Source organism: Paenibacillus sp. GCM10023250, from assembly GCF_042653205.1.
Lineage (GTDB): Bacteria > Bacillota > Bacilli > Paenibacillales > Paenibacillaceae > Paenibacillus_Z.
The window spans coordinates 37,569-54,688 of sequence record NZ_JBHSHY010000016.1 but is presented as its reverse complement, the minus strand read 5'-3'; the positions used below and the strand labels follow the sequence as shown (position 1 = coordinate 54,688).

The following is a 17,120-nucleotide window of genomic DNA, read 5'->3' as shown; positions in this document are numbered from 1 at the left end:
ATTGACACCTTTTATATATAGATAATATTATATATGTATTACAAAAATCATATATCAGAAAGCGGGTGCCCATCATTACTACTCTTCGTCCCCCTGCCGTGCCGTTAGTTACCGTGGATCCTTACTTCAGCGTCTGGTCGAATGCCGACCGCCTGACCGACGATTTCACCCGCCATTGGACGGGCCAGCGCCAGGCTATGACCGGCCTGCTGCGGATCGACGGCGCCGTCTGGCGCTTCGCCGGCAAGGTGCAGTCCAACGCCAACCGGTATTACACGGAGCCGCCTGCCATGGAGCAGACCGGCCTGACCGTCACTCCGCTCAGCACCGTCTATACGTTCGAAGCCGGCGGCGTGGCCTTGACGGTCCGCTTCACGACGCCGCTGCTGCTGGAAGACCTGGACATCTTGTCCCGCCCGGCGTCGTACGTCTCGTTCGAGGCGAAGTCGACGGACGGCCGCGCCCACGAGACCGCGCTCTATTTCGACGTAACAGGCGAGTGGTGCGTCGATCATCCGACGCAGGCCGTGACGGGCAGGCAGGCGGCGGACGGCGGGCTTGAAGTGCTGCGGCTGTCGCACGAGCGCCAGGAGTACCTGAACCGCTCCGGGGACGATCACCGGATCGATTGGGGACATTTCTACCTGGCGGCCGAGAAGTCCGAGCGCTTATCCGCGTTCATCGGCTCGGCGGAGATGCGCAAGGCGTTCGTCCGCGGCGAGCGCAGCCTGCGGCCGTACGGCGATCCCGAGACGCCGCGCAGCGTGGGAGACGCGCAGCCGGTAATGGCCTTCGTGCACGATTTCGGCGGCGTCGCCGGTGCGCCCGCCGGCACGAAGTTCGTGCTCGCGTACGACGACGTCTACGCGATCGAGTACTTCGGTGACCGGCTGGAGGCGTACTGGAAACGCGGCGGTCTGACCATGCCGGCGCTGCTCGCCGCGGCGTTCGCGGAGCACGACGCGCTCGCGGCGCGCTGCGGCGATTTCGACGCGCGGCTGCTGGCCGACGCCGAGGCGGCCGGCGGCGGGAAGTACGCCGACCTGCTCGCGCTGTCATACCGCCAGGCGATCGCGGCCCATAAGCTGGTCACGGATAAAGACGGCGGCCTGCTGTTCCTGTCCAAGGAATGCTACAGCAACGGCTGCATGGCGACGGTGGACGTCAGCTATCCGTCCGTGCCCCTGTTTCTGCTGTATAATCCGTCGCTCGTCGAAGCGATGATCCGGCCGATCCTGCGCTACGCGGAAAGCGACGCATGGCCGTTCGACTTCGCGCCGCACGACATCGGCCAGTATCCGCTCGGCAACGGCCAAGTGTACAGCGACAACGCGCTCGAGGGCCAGATGCCGGTCGAGGAATGCGGCAACATGCTGATCATGGCGGCGGCTTACTGCCTGGCCGGCGGCAGCCCGGATTACATTCTCGGCCACCTGCCGCTCTGGACGCAGTGGGCGGACTACCTGACCGAGCATGGGCTTGATCCGGCCAACCAGCTGTGCACGGACGATTTTGCCGGCCATCTCGCGCGCAACGCGAACCTGTCCGTCAAAGCCGTCATGGGCGTGGCGAGCTTCGCGCTGCTCAAGGGCATCGCGGGCGACGCGGAGGCGCAGGAGAACTATCTGCGGACGGCGAAGGCGATGGCCGGCCAGTGGCGCGTTCTCGCGGACGACGGGGACCATACGAAGCTTGCGTTCGGCCAGGACGGCACGTGGAGCCTGAAGTACAATCTCATCTGGGACGTCCTGTTCGGCACGGACTTGTTCGGGGCGGACACCTTCCGCAAGGAAACGGCCTGGTATCTGTCGCGCCGCAACCGGTACGGCACGCCGCTCGACAGCCGGGCGTCCTACACCAAGTCCGACTGGGTCGTCTGGTCGGCGTCGTTCGCGGAAGACCGGGCCGACTTCATCGCGCTCATCGAGCCGGTATGGACGATGCTGCACGAATCGGCGGACCGCGTGCCGTTCTCGGATTGGACGGACACGCTCACCGCGCGCCAGCTGAACTTCCAGCACCGCAGCGTCGTCGGCGGCATCTTCATGAAGCTGCTGAAGGACAAGGGGCTGCTGCTCGTCGGCGGGCGCGTCCAGCAAGGCCAGGGGACGGCCGGCTAAGGCGGCCGATGGCAAGCGGTTCGCGGTATCCGCAACTCGATTCGGGCTAAATGAGAAGAATGAAGCAGATAGCAGCAAGCAGAAAGAAGCCGCGCAACCCGCGGCTTCTTTCTGCTTATGCGCGCGTCATCCCGCATTCGCTCATGTTCGTCATCCCGCGTGGCCGCATGCGATTCGCTCCGGCTCGCGTCTCCTTTATGCGCGCGTCCTCCCCCATTCGCGTATATTCGTCGTCCCGCGTGATCGCATGCGATTCAATTCGGCTCGCGTGTCCTTGCCCGTCCTCGCGGGCCTGCCGAATTATGGTATAGTGGGGCTAGCCATTCGGCATGTCCAATCGAGAGGGGAGAAGAAGGATGGAGAAAATCAAATTCGGCATCATCGGCCACGGCTGGCGGGCGGATTTCTACCTGCGCATCGCGCGGGAGCTGCCGGAACGGTTCGAAGCCGCGCGGATGCTGGTCCGCCGGGAAGAGACGGCCGCCGCCCAGCGCGCGGCGTGGGGCGTGGACGTCTACCGTGACCTGGACGCGTTCCTCGCGGGCGCGGACCTGGACTTCGTCGTCGTGTCCGTGCCTTGGGAGGTGTGTCCGGTCTATATCCGCGAGCTGGCCGCGCGCGGCGTGCCGGTGCTGGCGGAGACGCCGCCGGCGCCGGATCTCGCGGGGCTGACCGCGCTGTACGAAGCGGTCGGGGGCGAGGCGAAGGTGCAGGTGGCAGAGCAGCTCCTGTTCCAGCCGATGCACGCGGCGCGGATCACGCTGGCGCGCTCCGGCAAGCTCGGCGACGTCTCGCAGGCGCAGGTGTCGGTCGCGCACGGCTATCACGGCATCAGCCTGATCCGGCAGTTTCTCGGCGTGCGCTTCGAGGAAGCCGCGATTACCGGCCAGCGATTCGTGTCGCCGATCGTGGAGGGACCCGGCAGGCAAGGCCCGCCCCGGCAAGAGGTTATCAAGGACTCCAGCCAGGACATCGTCTTCCTGCGCTTCGGGGACAAGCTCGGGGTGCTCGATTTTACGGGCGACCAATACTTCTCGTGGATCCGGCGGGAGCGGCTGCTCGTCCGGGGGCAGCGCGGGGAAATCATCGGCGACGAAGCGGCGTGGCTGCAGGATTTCCGGACGCCGGTCGTGCTGAAGCTGCGGCGCATCGACAACGGCTTCGACGGCAACGTGCTCGGCTTCAACTACGGCGGCATCCTGCTCGGCGCGGAATGGCTGTACGTCAATCCGTTCGTGCCGGGGCGGCTGACCGACGACGAGGTCGCCGTCGCGACGTCGCTCGCCAAGATGGGCGACTACGTCCGGGGCGGGCCGTCGTTCTACAGCCTGGCCGAAGCTTCGCAGGACCATTACTTGAACCTGCTCGCCCAGTGGGCGATCGCGGAAGGCACGACGGTGACGTCCGAGAAGCAGGCATGGCATCCGGAAGCGCGATAAACGCCGCGGTAAGCCAGCCAAATGAAAAACGCCGGCGCCCGCGAACGGGCTCCGGCGTTCTTCATAGCGGGCTGCGCTTCGCTGAGAAGCGCAGCGGCCGCTACACCTGAATGATAATCGGCAGAATCATCGGCCTGCGCTTCGTATGCATGTACAGGAATTTGGCGACCTCGTCCTTGACCGCCTGCTTGTACGACGCCCATTGGTTCGGCTTCGAGCCGTCCAGCTGCGAGACGGCGTTCAGCGCGATCCGCTGCACCTCTTCGAGCAGCCCCTCCGATTCCCGCACGTAGACGAAGCCGCGCGAGATGACGTCCGGCCCGGTGACGACCTTGCCGCCCGACTTGGCGACGGACATGACGAGGATGAGGATGCCGTCCTCCGACAGCACCTTCCGGTCCCGCAGGACGATGTTGCCCACGTCCCCGATGCCGAGCCCGTCGACGAGCGTGTTGCCGTTCGGGATTTTCCGGTCCTGGCGGGCGACGCCGCCGGCGATGTCGACCACGTCCCCGTTGTTTAAAATAAACGTGTGGCCGCTTTCCACGCCGACCGCTTCGGCCATGATGCGGTGCTGGTAGAGCATGCGGTATTCGCCGTGAATCGGGATGAAATATTTGGGCCGCATCAGCGTAAGCATGAGCTTCAGCTCTTCTTGGCTCGCGTGCCCCGACACGTGCATGCCCGTCGCGGACCCCGAGCCGTAAATGACCTTGGCGCGCCGCTCGTACAGGTTATCGACGATGCGGGCGACGTTCCGCTCGTTGCCGGGAATCGGCGTGGCGGCGAGGATGACCGTATCGCCCGGCGACACGCCGATCTGCCGGTGGCTGCCGTTCGCGATGCGGGCAAGCGCCGCCATCGGCTCGCCCTGGCTCCCCGTGCAGAGGACGACGAGCTCGCGCGGCGAATACCGGTTCGCTTCCGCCGGCTCCACGAGCATGCCGTCCGGCACCTGCAAATACCCGAGCGAGGACGCTACGTCCACCACGTTGACCATGCTGCGGCCGAGCAGGCAGACCCGCCGGTTCACCTTCGCCGCGGCGTCGATGACCTGCTGCACGCGGTGCACGTTGGAGGCGAAGGTGGCGAGAAAAATTTTGCCCTCGGCCTTGGCGAATTCCTCCTCGATATGCGCGCCGACGAGCCGCTCCGACGGGGTGAAGCCCGGCCGCTCGGCGTTCGTGCTTTCGGACAGGAGCGCAAGCACGCCGTTTCGGCCGATCTCGGCCATCTTGTGGATGTCCGCGTACTGCCCGCCGACCGGCGTCAGGTCGAATTTGAAGTCGCCCGTATGGACGACCGTGCCTTGCGGCGTGTGGAAGGCGACGCCGAGGCAGTCCGGTATGCTGTGGTTCGTGCGGAAGAAGCGGATCGGAATCGCCCCGAGCGTGAGCTCCGTGTTCGCGTCGATCTGCTGCAGCTTCGCCTTGCCGAGCAGCCCGTATTCGCGCAGCTTGCCCTGGATCAGCCCCAAGGTGAGCCGGGTCGCGTAGATCGGGATGTTGAGCTGCTTCAGCACGAACGGAATGCCCCCGATATGGTCCTCGTGGCCGTGCGTGACGATCAGCCCGCGCACCCGGTCGCGATTTTCGAGCAGATAGGCAATGTCGGGAATGATGACGTCGATGCCGAGCAAGCTCTCGTCGGGAAATTTGGAGCCGCAGTCGATGACGATGATGTCGTCGTTGTACTGCACGACGTACATGTTTTTGCCGATTTCGTTCACGCCGCCCAGGGCGACGATCGAGAGCCTGTCTTCCGAGCGTTTCATCAGTGGATAACTCCTTTCGCGGCGATACGGATCCGACCGGTCCGTTCGCGCGGAAATACGATTAAGATTGCCCATCCCGTCTAAAATTATCCATCGCCGGATCGGCGCGGTCCGGTATACGGATGGGATGCTTTCCCTCGGATTCGGCTGCCATATGAGCGTTCTATCTACGAGCTCGGAATGCCAATCCATTGCGGTGCCCTCTCCTTCCTGTCGAAGGGGAGGGTTTTTTCGCGTATGGCGTCCTAACGGTGGACGGCCTGCGCGAACGCGCTCGAATACCCCCTGCCGGCCCGCCATACAATGTACTATGACACGGGATGTGCTGCTAGCAGTTCCGCAAACCCCGCGTTCGCCGCGGGGGGAAGGAGGAACGGATGAAAACGATACGCATCGGCGCGGGGCAGGGCTTCTACGGCGATTCGGCCGCGCCGGCAGTCGAGACGGCCAAGCGCGGCGGCATCCACTACCTCTGCATGGACAGTCTGGCCGAGCTGACGCTCGCGATCCTGCAGAAGGACCGGCAGCGGGACCCTGCCAAAGGCTTCGCGGCCGACCTGGCGTCGCAGCTCCGGGCGCTGCTTCCGGTCGCGAGGGCGAACGGCATCCGGATCATTACGAACGCCGGCGGCATGAACCCGGCCGGGGCGCTGCGGGAAGCGGAGCGGGTCGCGAAGGAGCTGGGGCTGCAGGGCCTCAAGCTCGCCGTCGTCACCGGCGACGACGTGCGCGAGGAGCTCGACGCGTACCGCGAGCAGGGCGTGCCGCTCGACCATCTCGAGGACGGCCGCGACATCGCGGACATTCGCGACCGGATCGTTTTTGCCAACGCTTACTTGGGCGCGAAGCCGATCGCCGACGCGCTCCGGCAGGGGGCGGACGTCGTCATCACGGGACGCGCGGCGGACTCGGCGCTGTTCCTCGCGCCGTACATCCATGAGTTCGGCATCGGGCCGAAGGACTGGCACCGGCTCGCCCAGGGGGTGCTGATGGGCCATCTTCTGGAATGCTCCGGGCAGGCGTCGGGCGGCAATTTCAGCGGGGATTGGCAGGCCGTCGAGGCGCTCGAGGACATCGGCTTCCCCATCGCGGAGATTGCGGAGGACGGGACGTTCGTCCTGACGAAGCCGGAGGGGACCGGCGGCCTCGTATCCGTCGACACCGTGAAGGAGCAGCTGCTGTACGAGATTCACGACCCGTTCGCGTACGCGACGCCCGACGTCGTGCTGAACGTCAGCGAGGTCGCGCTCGAGGACATCGGGCCGAACCGCGTTCGGGTGACCGGCGCCCGCGGCACGAAGCGGCCCGAGACGCTCAAGGTCGTGATGGGCTACGCGGACGGCTGGCTGGGGCAGGCGATCTGGGGGTATTCGTGGCCGGACGCGCCGGCGAAAGCCCGCGCGGCCGACCGGATCGTGCGCAAGCAGATCGAACGGAGCGGACTTCGGGCCGACGAGATTCGCACGGACTTCCTCGGCCTCGATTCCCTGCACGGGCCGCTTGCGCCGCCGCCCGCCGAGGAGCCGAACGAGGTGTACGTCCGCCTGGCCGTGCGGACCAAGAGCCGGGACGAAGCCGCCAAGCTCGGACGGCTCGTGCCCCCGCTCATGCTGAGCGGCCCGCCGGCCATGGGCGCCTTCCTCGGGATGATGAAGCCGCGCGAGCTGCTCGGCATGTGGTCCTGTCTCGTGCCGCGCGAGCTCATCGAAAGCAAGGTCCGCGTGACCGTGACGGAGGTGCGGCCATGACCCTTATCCAGCTGCGCTATCTCGCGCAGGCCCGGTCCGGCGACAAGGGCAACAGCGTCAACATCGCGCTGTTCGCGCCGAACGACGAGGTGTTCGAGGCGCTGGCCGAGCAGGTGACCGCGGAGCGCGTGAAGGCGCACTTCGCCGGCCTCGTGCGCGGGGAAGTCGTCCGGTACGTGCTCCCGAGCTTAAGAGCGATGAATTTCGTCTGCCGGGAGGCGCTGGACGGGGGCGGCTCCGCGACGCTGCGGATGGACAATTTGGGCAAATGCTACGCGTCCAATCTCATGCGGCTGGCGATCGAGTTCGGCGGCGATCCCGCGCAGCCGGGCCCCGGGAAGGAGGTACGCGGATGAACTTCGAATTGACGGCGGAGCAGGCGATGATCCAAGCGCTGATGCGCGACTTCGCGGACGGCGAGGTAGCTCCGGGGGCAATCGAGCGGGACCGGACGGGGGCGTTCCCGGAGGATGTGTTCGCGAAGCTCGCCAAGCTCGGCATGATGGGGCTGCCGTTCCCCGAGCGCTACGGCGGCGCGGGCGCGGACACGGTCAGCTTCGCGATCGCGGTCGAGGAGCTGAGCCGGGCGTGCGCTTCGACCGGCATTACGTACTCCGCGCATGTCTCGCTGGGCGGCGCGCCGATCGCGATGTTCGGCACCGAGGCGCAGAAGGAGCGCTTCCTGGCCCCGCTCTGCGCGGGCGAATACCTCGGCGCGTTCGGCCTGACCGAGCCGGACGCCGGCTCGGATGCCGGCGGCACGCGGACGACGGCCGCGCGCGAGGACGGCGGATGGCGCATCAGCGGCTCGAAATGCTTTATCACGAACGCGTCCTACGCGCGCAATCTCGCGCTGACGGCGGTCACCGACCGCGTGAAGGGCACGGGCGGGATCAGCGCGTTCATCGTCCCGACGGACGCGCCCGGCTTCACCGTGCGGGCCGGTTACGAGAAAATGGGGCTGCACGCGTCGAACACGACCGAGCTGATCCTCGACCGGGTGGCCGTGCCGGAGGACCGCCTGCTGGGCGTGGAAGGCCGCGGCTACAAGCAGTTTCTCGCCGTGCTCGACGGCGGCCGGATCGGGATCGCGGCCATGGCGGTCGGCATCGCCCAGGCGGCGCTCGACCGGTCGCTCCGCTACGCGAAGCAGCGCAAGCAGTTCGGGCGCGCCTTGTCTTCGTTTCAAGCGATCCAGTTCAAGCTCGCGGACATGGCGGCACACGCGGAGGTGGCCCGGAACATGGTGTATAAGGCCGCGTGGCTGAAGGACCGGGGCAGGAGCTTCAAGAAGGAAGCCGCGATCGCTAAGCTGTTCGCGACGGAGACGTGCATGAGGGCCTGCGATCAGGCGGTTCAGATCCACGGCGGCTACGGCTACATGAAGGAATACGAGGTCGAACGCTACATGCGCGACGCGAAGCTGCTCGAGATCGGGGAGGGCACCTCGGAGATTCAGCGGCTGGTCATCGCGGCGCAGCTCGGCTGCAACGACTGACGGAAGGGGGAGGAGGATGGGGCGCGAACGCGACAATGGCCTAGGCCGGCTGCGGGAGGAGATCGCCGCGATCAAGCGGGGCGGCGCGGGGAAATACCACGCCAAAAACGCCGAGCAGGGCAAGCTGTTCGTCCGGGAGCGGCTGCGGCTGCTGTTCGACGACGACGTCGAGCTGGAGGACGCGCTGTTCGCGAGCGGCGCCGAGGACGGCCTGCCCGCGGACGGCGTCGTGACGGCCATCGGCCGGATTCACGGGCGGACGGTCTGCGTCGTCGCCAACGATTCCACCGTCAAGGCGGGGTCGTGGGGCGCGCGGACCGTCGAGAAAATCATCCGCATGCAGGAGACCGCCGACAAGCTGCGGGTGCCGCTGCTCTACCTCGTCGATTCGGCCGGCGCGCGCATCACCGACCAGGCGCTCATGTATCCCGGCCGGCGCGGGGCGGGACGGATCTTCTACAACGAAGCGAAGCTGTCGGGCAAAATCCCGCAGGTGTGCCTGCTGTTCGGGCCGTCCGCCGCGGGCGGCGCGTATATTCCGGCGTTCTGCGACATCGTCGTCATGGTGGAGGGCAACGCGTCGATGTACCTCGGCTCTCCGCGCATCGTGGAGATGGTGACGGGCGAGAAGGCGACGCTCGAGGCGCTCGGCGGCGCGCGCATGCACTGCGCCGTCTCCGGCTGCGGGGACGTGCTGGCGAGGAGCGAAGAGGAGGCGATCGCTCTGGCGCGGGCGTACATGGCGTACTTCCCGGCGAATTATACGGAGCAGCCGCCGGAGCGCGAAGCGCGGCCGCCCGCCGACAGCGAACGGTCGCTCGGCGAGCTGATCCCCGGCGACCAATACACGCCGTTCGATATGTACGATTTCCTCGACGGCTTGATCGACGAAGGTTCCTTCTTCGAGATCAAGCGGCTGTTCGCACGCGAGCTCATCACGGGACTGGCGCGCCTCGGGGGCAAGCCGGTCGGCATCGTCGCGAACCAGCCGCGGACGAAGGGCGGCATCCTGTTCCACGATTCCGCCGACAAAGCCGCTAAATTCGTCAGCCTGTGCGACGCGTTCTCGATTCCGCTGCTGTTCCTCGCCGATGTGCCGGGATTCATGGTCGGCACGGCGGTGGAGCAGGCGGGCATCATCCGCCACGGCGCCAAAATGATCGCCGCCGTCTCGGAGGCGACGGTGCCGAAGATCTCCGTCATCGTCCGCAAGGCATACGGCGCGGGGCTGTACGCGATGGCGGGCCCGGCGTTCGAGCCCGACTGCTGCCTGGCGCTGCCGTCGGCTCAGATCGCCGTGATGGGGCCCGAAGCGGCGGTGAACGCGGTATACGCGGGTAAAATCGCCGAGCTGCCGGAAGCGGAGCGGGCGGCCTTCGTCGATCGAAAGCGCGAAGAATACAGCCGTGATATCGACCTCTACCAGCTGGCGTCGGACATGGTCATCGACGGCATCGTGCCGCCGCACGGCCTGCGCAAGGAATTGATCAAGCGGTTCGCGGCTTATGCGTCGAAGCGCATCGCGTTCGCGGACCGCAAGCATCCGGTGTATCCGGTATGAACGGGGAGCGGGGTTAATGACGGCGGCACAGGTGCGGTGGGAGGAGCAAGGACATGTCGGGAGGATCGTCCTGAACCGTCCGGAACGGTTGAACGCGCTGGGTGAGGCCATGCTGGAAGAGCTGGGCGCGATCGTCGAGGCGGCCGGCCGGCGTCCGCGCGAGATTCGCGTCGTCCTCGTCGAAGGCGCGGGGCGGGCGTTCTGCGCCGGCGCGGACTTGAAAGAGCGGCTCGCGCTGACGGACCGCGAGACGATCCTCCGCGGCGTTGGCCGCATCAAAGCCGTCTGCGGCGCGCTGGCGCGGCTGCCGCAGCCGACGATCGCCGCCATGGGCGGGCTCGCGCTCGGCGGCGGCCTCGAGCTGGCGCTCAGCTGCGATTTCCGTTTCGCCGTACGGGACGCCCTGCTGGGACTGACCGAGACGAGCCTCGGCATCATTCCCGGGGCCGGCGGCACGCAGCGGCTGGCGCGGCTGATCGGACCGGCGCGGGCGAAGGAGCTGATCCTGACGGCGCGGAAAATCACCGCGGAGCAGGCCTATGCGTGGGGAATCGTGAACGGGATCGCCGAGGACGGGGAAGAGTTGTCGGAACGATGCGCGCTGCTGACGGCCGAGCTGCTCGCTGTCGCGCCGCTTGCCGTGGCGAAGGCGAAGGCCGCGATCGACCGGGGCCTGAACGCGGATCTGGGGACGGGAATGGCGATCGAGGCGGAAGCCTACGCGGCGCTGATCGGCACGAAGGACCGGCTTGAGGCGCTGGAGGCGTTTCGGGCGAAACGGCCGCCGCGATTTACGGGCGAATAGGGCGTGCGGCGAGGCGCCTGGAAAAGCGAAGGCCGGAGCACGCGTACCTGCTCCGGCCTTTTGGGTTGCTTGGATCGCGGTTCGCCGGCAAAAGAAGGCTTGACGAATAGAATGTACAGACCTATATTATAACTAACCAGTTAGTCAATTTTATTGGCGGACTGGAAATTCACCGAAAGCAGGTATGCCGAATGTCCTCATCCCTCGCCAAAATCGCCATCGTTACGGGCGGCAGCCGCGGCATCGGCCGCAGCGTCGTGCTCAATCTCGCCAAGCGGGGCGTCGATTCCATATTCACGTATTATACGAACCAGGCGGAGGCCGAGAAGGTCGCCGCCCAGGTGCGGGAAGCGGGCCGACGGGCCGTCGCGCTGCAGCTCGACGCGACGCAGACCGCCTCGTTCAGCGATTTCGCCGAACGCGCAAGCGCCGCGCTTGCGGAGCTGGGCGCCGAGCGGTTCGATTATTTGGTCAACAATGCCGGCACGTCGCATCACAATTCGCTGGCGCAGACCACGGAAGAAGAGCTGGACCAGCTGTACAACGTCCACTTTAAAGGTGTGTTTTTCCTTACGCAAAAGCTGCTCCCGCTCCTGAACGACGGCGGCCGGATCGTGAACGTATCGACAGGGCTCACGCGCATCGTCATACCGGGCAGCGCCGCTTACGGTTCCATGAAGGGGGCGGTCGAAGTGCTGACCCGCTATATGGCGAAGGAGCTCGGTCCGCGCCGCATCGCCGTCAACACCGTCGCCCCTGGCGCGATCGCGACCGACTTCAGCGGCGGCATGGTCCGAGACAATCCGGAGCTGAACAAGCAGGTGGCGGGCATGACGGCGCTCGGCCGCGTCGGCCAGCCGGACGACGTTGGCGGCGCGATCGCCTCGCTGCTCTCGGACGAGCAACGCTGGGTCAACGCCCAGCGGATCGAGGTATCGGGCGGCATGTCGATCTGATCGGGAACATACGCAATTTCACCATCATTGGAATGAAATGTAATGAGGAGGACGTAGCCCAAGCGAAGGCGCGGGAGCGTCCTCTTTATTGAGCTCTAACGAGGTCCGAACCCGTGTAGCCGCGACTTCACCTTCGATGATCTGCAACTGCTTCGTAGCCAGATCATATTTGTAGACTGCCTCTTGTATTGAATCGTACCCGGTCGCTGAGCAGCTTCTCAGCCAAAATTAAAAGTAAGTGCACCAATAATCACCACAATAAAGCATGAGCATAAGCCAACCACTTTGATGGGGTGATTCTTCTTATAATCTCTCCAAACAACATTGTCCCTAACAGAAGAACAATCGCCTTGAGAATCACGTTATCCAGCGATTCGGCAAGATTTAAGATATTATTGATGAACAGTAGCCATAAGTAGCCTAAAAAAGCGTTTAGAATAACAATCACTGTATGAACTTCATCATCCGAATGATTTGAATGAATACATAGAGGTATGGGTTTCATCTTGGCTCGCACCAGATATTTGTAAGCGATTTCCCGCTCGTGAATCTACGAATCTCCCAAACGATTGACAGGAAAAAAGAGGAATGTTACCTTGTCGGTATCGTTAATGTTAACGAATCATGGCCTGTATGCAGGGTACTGGGCGGAACGCGACCCGCGTTCGTCCCGGCTCCGCAGACCGCCGCTAACGGGAGATGAAGAATATGAGCCAAGCCGTCAATACGCCGGGGATGATGACGATTCCGCTGTTCGCCGAGCAAGGGAAAATCGAGTACGGGGAGAGGCCGGTGCCGGTTCCGGGCCAAGGTCATGAAGCCTGCGAGCTGTTCTTCCAAGGCGACACCGGAAAGGTGCCGATCGAACTATGAGCGCCGCGAACAAGCTGAAGGTCGCGCTGATCGGTGCCGGCGGGTCCGCCGAGGCGCTCGGATCGCCCGCGGGCTTCCGGTCGGCGGGCAGCTGGGGCATGCAGCACGCGCGGATCTGGTCGTCGCGGCCGGACGTGGATTTCTGCGCGATCGTCGGGCGGGACGAGGCGCGGACGCAGGCGAAGGCCGATCTGTTCGGCACGCGGGCCTACACGTCGATCGCCGATATGCTCGAGCGGGAAACGCCGGATCTGGTCAGCCTCTGCCTGCCGAACCAGGGACACTTCGACGCGACGCTGCAGGTGATCCGGGCCGGATTCCCGCTGCTCGTCGAGAAGCCGCTGGTCTTCGACCTTCGCGAAGCCGACGAGCTGATGAACGAAGCCGCCAAGCGGGGCGTGTTCTTCGCGATCAATTTCAACCACCGGTACGCGAAGCCGGTGGAGCTGGCCAAAGCCGCGATCGCGGGCGGACGGCTGGGCGACGTCACCTTCGCCTCCTGGCGGTTCGGCGGCGAGGGCGGCGCAGGCCACCCGCACGCCAATCTGATCGAGACGCAGTGCCACGGCATCGACATGCTGGAATATTTATGCGGCCCGATCGAATCGGTCATGGCGGAGATGACGGATATGACGGGCGGCGGCTACCGCACGATGTCGCTCGCGCTGCGCTTCCGGAGCGGGGCGGTTGGCAGCCTGATCGGCACGTACGATTCGTCCTACGCGTACCCGGACACGCACCGCGTTGAGATCGACGGGACACGCGGGCGGTCCGTCATTCACGACACGGTGAAGAAATACACGTATCACGCCGCGGGCAGCGAGGTCGGGGAAAGCTGGGAAGCCGGGTATTTCAACGACGCCGACCGGGAGTTCCACCGGACGTTCGACAAGCACGCCGACGCGGTGATCGGGGCGCTCCGCGCCGGCGAGCGGCCGCCGGTCGACGCCATGGCCGGCTACCGGGCGCTGCTCGTCGCGGACGCCGCGGTCCGTTCGTTCGAGAGCGGCCGGCGGGTCGCCGTCGGCGAGCGATAGGCCGGACCGCTTCGCCGCCATGGGCGAGCGGAGGCGCGCGGCAAGGAGGGCGGTGCGTATCCTGAAGTCACGGTAAGCCGGCCGCGAACGGCGAATCGCCCCCACCGGCCGGTGGGGGCGATTCTCGTTTGCCGCATGCGGCTTAATAGCCCTGTTGAATCTATACGCGGCGCTTAACGCGAAGGGCGATTACTTCGCGATTTACTTGGCGAATACCTCGGCGGACGACTTGACCGGCGCAAGCGTCACGCCGCCGGTAGCGAAGACGGATCCGTCGTCCGAGACGTAACGGTATTCATCCGTATCGGTGCTGAAGAGCTTGTACGTTCCGGTAGAGTCCTCGTACAGCTCTTCCTTGACCGGGAAGCCGGATTGCGGGTCGAGGTACGCGATGTATTGCATATTGGCTTGCGTGCCGTCATCGAGCGTAGACCGGTAGCTGTTCGTGAATTTGTTCAGCGTCTTCCCGTCGGATGTATGCTCGGTACCGGCTGACGTCCAGTAGCTGGCTTGGTACGTTTGCTTGACGGCGCTGAAATCAAGGCTCTTCCGATCCAAAGGCTCGAACGGCTTCGGATCGTCGGCCCGCTGGAGCCGCTTTCCGCTGACGGGATCGCCGTTTTGGTTCCGCTGAATGACGACCAGCTCGCTGCGGCCGTTCAGGAAGTAGGTGCTGCGATAGCTAAGAAGCCGGTGATCGGCGGAAAATTCCTGCACGTCCGTCCGGTAATCCTTCGTTTGCGGATCGTACCAGTGCTCCATGGTAAAGTTCTGACTGCCGTCGGTTGTCGCATATACGGTCTTCCCGTATTGGATCGTGCCTTGGGCGACGTCCGCCGCCGCCGGCGCGCCGGCCGGAGCGGCCGCCGTCATGACCGTGTTTTTCGGAATCGCGTCGCTGCCGCTTGCCGCGAAGGCGGTAATGGTGCCTAAGCTTCCGATGACCAGCGCCGACGCCAGGAGCGTGCCGGCGATTTTTTTGTTTTGAACTGCTTCGAGAAGTTTCATGAGATGACCTCCATATAGGGGATTTGCGCTATCGGACCGCGCGGTTCCGACCCGCAACCTCAGTATAGAAGCGAGATATTTCAGCAGGATCGGCAAGTTGTAAATTAGTTAGCATGCCCCGGGCAGGCTGATGCGGACGAAGGTGCCTTCGCCCTGGCTGCTCCGGATGCTCAGCTCGCCTTCGTGAAGCCGGACGATCTCCGCGCAGATCGCCAGCCCCAGCCCGGCGCCCCGGCTCGTTCGCGAACGGCTTTGATCGGCCGTATAAAAAGGCTCGAACACGTTAGGGATATCCGGCTCGGGGATCCCGATTCCCTCGTCCCGCACTTCGATGACATAGCGGGCGCCTTCCGTCCGGTACCCGCGGAATTCGATGCCGCTCCCGGCCTTCGAGGCTTTCGCGGCGTTGTCGATGATGTTGGTGCACAAAATGAGAAGCAAATCCCGTTCCATCGGCAGTCTTGCGGCTTCCGCGGACAGGGACAGGGTCACCTGCGCCGCGTCCAGCTGCGGCTTCATTAATTGCGCCGTCTCCTCGAACAGCGGCCGGATGTCTCCGGCGTTCAGGAGAGGCCGATGATTGTCGGCGAGGATCAGATCCATGAGCTTGAACGCGAGGCTCTCCAGCCGCTTGCCTTCGCTGTATATGTAGTCGAGGGAGCGGTAAAATACGTCCTCGTTGAACGACGTCGTCCGGAGCAGGTCGGCGTAGCCGATGATCGACGTCAGCGGTGTCTTCAATTCATGCGTCAAGTAGTGGATGAACCGCTGCTTGTTCTCGGCGGCGGCCTCCAGCGCGCGGACGTTCTCCTCGACCGCCTCGGCCATCGCGTTGAATTGCTCCGCCAGCAGGCCGATCTCGTCCTTCGACAGCACGGCGACGCGATGCGCGTACCCGCCCGAAGCAATCATCCGCGCGGATTCGGCGAGCAGACGGACGGAGCGCGTGAGGAACCAGATTAGGCCGTACAGGCCGGCGGCCAGGACGACGGCGACAACGAGATTGAGCCGGATAAAATTGCGGATCTGCGCGTCCTTGTCCGCGTACAGGTCCGTCATATCCAGGATGTACGTGAGCTTAAAGGCGCGGCCGCCCAAGTCGAGTCCGCCGGAGACGAACAATACGCTCTTGGGGCCGATGCTCCGAATGACATAGTTGCGGTCGTCGGGATGCTTGATGTCCAGCTCGGGCCTCGGGCCGTCGATCGCGCCGGCGAAACCGGTAAAGACCGTTTGACCGCGGTCATCCTTAATTTCGATGGACGTGATGCCGGGATCGAAGGATTTCAGATACTTCGGCGCGTTGCGGTTCAGAAATTCGCCGGGCTCTTCTTTAGCGGCGTTCAGCAGCGTATTCAGATTGGTGATGTACGACCAATCCGCTTCGATCTGCGCGGCGATCAGCTGCTGGTCCGCCAGCCCGCGATCGACTTCCCGGACCAGGTTCCGGTTGAAATCATGCCGGATCAGGTAGAGGGAAGAGGCGTTATACAGCAGCTCGAACAGGAGGAAGGTGCACCAAAACACTTTCTGCCAGAGCTTCACGGGGCGGCCTCGAGCCGGTACCCGAATTTGTAGACGGTCTTAATCCGGTCTTCCCAGCCCAGCTTTTTGCGGAGCTTTTGGATATGTATGTCGACGGTCCTCGTCTCGCCGATATACTCGTACCCCCAGACGAGCTCCAGAATTTTCTCCCGGGACAGGGCTTTGTTGCGGTTGTTGAGGAGAAGCAGGAGCAGCTCGTATTCCTTCATGGTCAGTTCGACGGGGACGCCGCCTCGCTTAACCGCGCGCTCCTCCAGATGAATCTCGAGCCCTCCGAGGATTGTCCGGTCGCTCTTCCTGCCATACCGGCGAAGCACAGCCTCGATTCTGGCAAGCAGCTCCATCGCTTCGAACGGCTTGACGATATAGTCGTCGGCGCCCATTTTCAAGCCTTTCACCTTATCGGTCAAGGCGTTGCGGGCCGTCAGGAAGATTACCGGCACTTCGCCGTGCTTGAACCGGTCGAGCAGCTCGTAGCCCTCCATGTCGGGGAGCGAGAGATCCAGCAGCGCCAGATCGGGCGTGAAATCCGAGAGCGCCAGCTGCGCTTCTTTCCCGCTATACGCCTGCCGGCAGCCGTAACCGGCCAATTCCAGATTCAATCGGATCAGATCGGATATCGCCGGGTCGTCTTCGATGATGATGAGTTTTTCCATGCCGATCCCTCGCAGCTCTTTTTAGTCTTCTTCATTGATAGATGATAGATGATAATGTATAGGAACTTGTCTCCGAGTTGTAAATTAGTTGTAATTTCAC

The 17,120-nt window shown here is 64.2% G+C and carries 14 protein-coding genes; 10 read left to right on the top strand and 4 right to left on the bottom strand.

The window, feature by feature from the left end; translation table 11 throughout:
• The first annotated feature begins 71 nt into the window (after nucleotides 1-71).
• On the top strand, nucleotides 72-2,120 hold the full coding sequence (locus ACFPB1_RS14540; RefSeq protein WP_379226557.1) for a glutaminase family protein: 2,049 nt from the start codon (nucleotides 72-74) through the stop codon (nucleotides 2,118-2,120).
• Between the two features lie 356 nt (nucleotides 2,121-2,476).
• Nucleotides 2,477-3,559: a Gfo/Idh/MocA family protein gene (locus tag ACFPB1_RS14535; RefSeq protein WP_379226457.1), complete on the top strand. Its 1,083-nt coding sequence runs from the start codon at nucleotides 2,477-2,479 to the stop codon at nucleotides 3,557-3,559.
• Between the two features lie 100 nt (nucleotides 3,560-3,659).
• On the opposite strand, the gene ACFPB1_RS14530 is transcribed toward ACFPB1_RS14535, so the two are convergent.
• Nucleotides 3,660-5,333 (bottom strand): ribonuclease J, encoded by a 1,674-nt coding sequence (locus ACFPB1_RS14530; protein ID WP_379226455.1) that lies wholly within the window; start codon nucleotides 5,331-5,333, stop codon nucleotides 3,660-3,662.
• A 377-nt stretch (nucleotides 5,334-5,710) separates the two neighbouring features.
• On the opposite strand from ACFPB1_RS14530, the gene ACFPB1_RS14525 reads away from it, so the two are divergent.
• The 8 genes from ACFPB1_RS14525 to ACFPB1_RS14490 all read left to right on the top strand — a co-directional run bounded on the left by ACFPB1_RS14525 (nucleotide 5,711) and on the right by ACFPB1_RS14490 (nucleotide 13,811).
• Nucleotides 5,711-7,081 carry an acyclic terpene utilization AtuA family protein gene (locus ACFPB1_RS14525; RefSeq protein ID WP_379226453.1) on the top strand — a complete coding sequence of 457 codons (1,371 nt, stop codon included), beginning with the start codon at nucleotides 5,711-5,713 and terminating at the stop codon, nucleotides 7,079-7,081.
• Complete coding sequence (locus ACFPB1_RS14520; protein WP_379226451.1) at nucleotides 7,078-7,437, top strand: hypothetical protein; 360 nt, start codon at nucleotides 7,078-7,080, stop codon at nucleotides 7,435-7,437. The genes ACFPB1_RS14525 and ACFPB1_RS14520 overlap by 4 nt, the downstream gene beginning before the upstream one ends.
• Nucleotides 7,434-8,579, top strand: coding sequence for an acyl-CoA dehydrogenase family protein (locus tag ACFPB1_RS14515; RefSeq protein WP_379226449.1), 1,146 nt, complete (start codon nucleotides 7,434-7,436; stop codon nucleotides 8,577-8,579). Before ACFPB1_RS14520 ends, ACFPB1_RS14515 begins: the two co-directional genes overlap by 4 nt.
• A gap of 16 nt (nucleotides 8,580-8,595) precedes the next feature.
• Nucleotides 8,596-10,140 carry an acyl-CoA carboxylase subunit beta gene (locus tag ACFPB1_RS14510; RefSeq protein ID WP_379226447.1) on the top strand — a complete coding sequence of 515 codons (1,545 nt, stop codon included), beginning with the start codon at nucleotides 8,596-8,598 and terminating at the stop codon, nucleotides 10,138-10,140.
• A gap of 16 nt (nucleotides 10,141-10,156) precedes the next feature.
• Nucleotides 10,157-10,945 carry an enoyl-CoA hydratase-related protein gene (locus tag ACFPB1_RS14505; RefSeq protein ID WP_379226445.1) on the top strand — a complete coding sequence of 263 codons (789 nt, stop codon included), beginning with the start codon at nucleotides 10,157-10,159 and terminating at the stop codon, nucleotides 10,943-10,945.
• Nucleotides 10,946-11,136: 191 nt separating this feature from the next.
• Entirely contained in the window at nucleotides 11,137-11,901 is a 765-nt protein-coding gene (locus tag ACFPB1_RS14500; RefSeq protein WP_379226443.1) for an SDR family NAD(P)-dependent oxidoreductase, read from the top strand.
• 708 nt (nucleotides 11,902-12,609) lie between these two features.
• Nucleotides 12,610-12,774 carry a hypothetical protein gene (locus ACFPB1_RS14495; RefSeq protein ID WP_379226441.1) on the top strand — a complete coding sequence of 55 codons (165 nt, stop codon included), beginning with the start codon at nucleotides 12,610-12,612 and terminating at the stop codon, nucleotides 12,772-12,774.
• Entirely contained in the window at nucleotides 12,771-13,811 is a 1,041-nt protein-coding gene (locus ACFPB1_RS14490) for a Gfo/Idh/MocA family protein (RefSeq protein WP_379226439.1), read from the top strand. Before ACFPB1_RS14495 ends, ACFPB1_RS14490 begins: the two co-directional genes overlap by 4 nt.
• A 201-nt stretch (nucleotides 13,812-14,012) precedes the next feature.
• Here the strand turns inward: ACFPB1_RS14490 and ACFPB1_RS14485 are convergent, their stop codons facing one another.
• From ACFPB1_RS14485 to ACFPB1_RS14475, 3 genes are all read right to left on the bottom strand, one after another.
• Complete coding sequence (locus tag ACFPB1_RS14485) at nucleotides 14,013-14,819, bottom strand: hypothetical protein (RefSeq protein ID WP_379226436.1); 807 nt, start codon at nucleotides 14,817-14,819, stop codon at nucleotides 14,013-14,015.
• A 108-nt stretch (nucleotides 14,820-14,927) separates the two neighbouring features.
• On the bottom strand, nucleotides 14,928-16,364 hold the full coding sequence (locus tag ACFPB1_RS14480; protein ID WP_379226434.1) for a sensor histidine kinase: 1,437 nt from the start codon (nucleotides 16,362-16,364) through the stop codon (nucleotides 14,928-14,930).
• Nucleotides 16,361-17,020 carry a response regulator transcription factor gene (locus ACFPB1_RS14475; protein ID WP_379226432.1) on the bottom strand — a complete coding sequence of 220 codons (660 nt, stop codon included), beginning with the start codon at nucleotides 17,018-17,020 and terminating at the stop codon, nucleotides 16,361-16,363. The genes ACFPB1_RS14480 and ACFPB1_RS14475 overlap by 4 nt, the downstream gene beginning before the upstream one ends.
• Nucleotides 17,021-17,120 lie beyond the last annotated feature (100 nt).

Bases quoted from the DNA above. Each gene is read 5' to 3' on its own strand.
- ACFPB1_RS14475 (WP_379226432.1), bottom strand. From the start codon at position 17,020: ATGGAAAAACTCATCATCATCGAAGACGACCCGGCGATATCCGATCTG.
- ACFPB1_RS14500 (WP_379226443.1), top strand. From the start codon at position 11,137: ATGTCCTCATCCCTCGCCAAAATCGCCATCGTTACGGGCGGCAGCCGC.
- ACFPB1_RS14535 (WP_379226457.1), top strand. From the start codon at position 2,477: ATGGAGAAAATCAAATTCGGCATCATCGGCCACGGCTGGCGGGCGGAT.
- ACFPB1_RS14520 (WP_379226451.1), top strand. From the start codon at position 7,078: ATGACCCTTATCCAGCTGCGCTATCTCGCGCAGGCCCGGTCCGGCGAC.
- ACFPB1_RS14505 (WP_379226445.1), top strand. From the start codon at position 10,157: ATGACGGCGGCACAGGTGCGGTGGGAGGAGCAAGGACATGTCGGGAGG.
- ACFPB1_RS14485 (WP_379226436.1), bottom strand. From the start codon at position 14,819: ATGAAACTTCTCGAAGCAGTTCAAAACAAAAAAATCGCCGGCACGCTC.
- ACFPB1_RS14525 (WP_379226453.1), top strand. From the start codon at position 5,711: ATGAAAACGATACGCATCGGCGCGGGGCAGGGCTTCTACGGCGATTCG.
- ACFPB1_RS14530 (WP_379226455.1), bottom strand. From the start codon at position 5,333: ATGAAACGCTCGGAAGACAGGCTCTCGATCGTCGCCCTGGGCGGCGTG.
- ACFPB1_RS14490 (WP_379226439.1), top strand. From the start codon at position 12,771: ATGAGCGCCGCGAACAAGCTGAAGGTCGCGCTGATCGGTGCCGGCGGG.
- ACFPB1_RS14515 (WP_379226449.1), top strand. From the start codon at position 7,434: ATGAACTTCGAATTGACGGCGGAGCAGGCGATGATCCAAGCGCTGATG.
- ACFPB1_RS14510 (WP_379226447.1), top strand. From the start codon at position 8,596: ATGGGGCGCGAACGCGACAATGGCCTAGGCCGGCTGCGGGAGGAGATC.
- ACFPB1_RS14495 (WP_379226441.1), top strand. From the start codon at position 12,610: ATGAGCCAAGCCGTCAATACGCCGGGGATGATGACGATTCCGCTGTTC.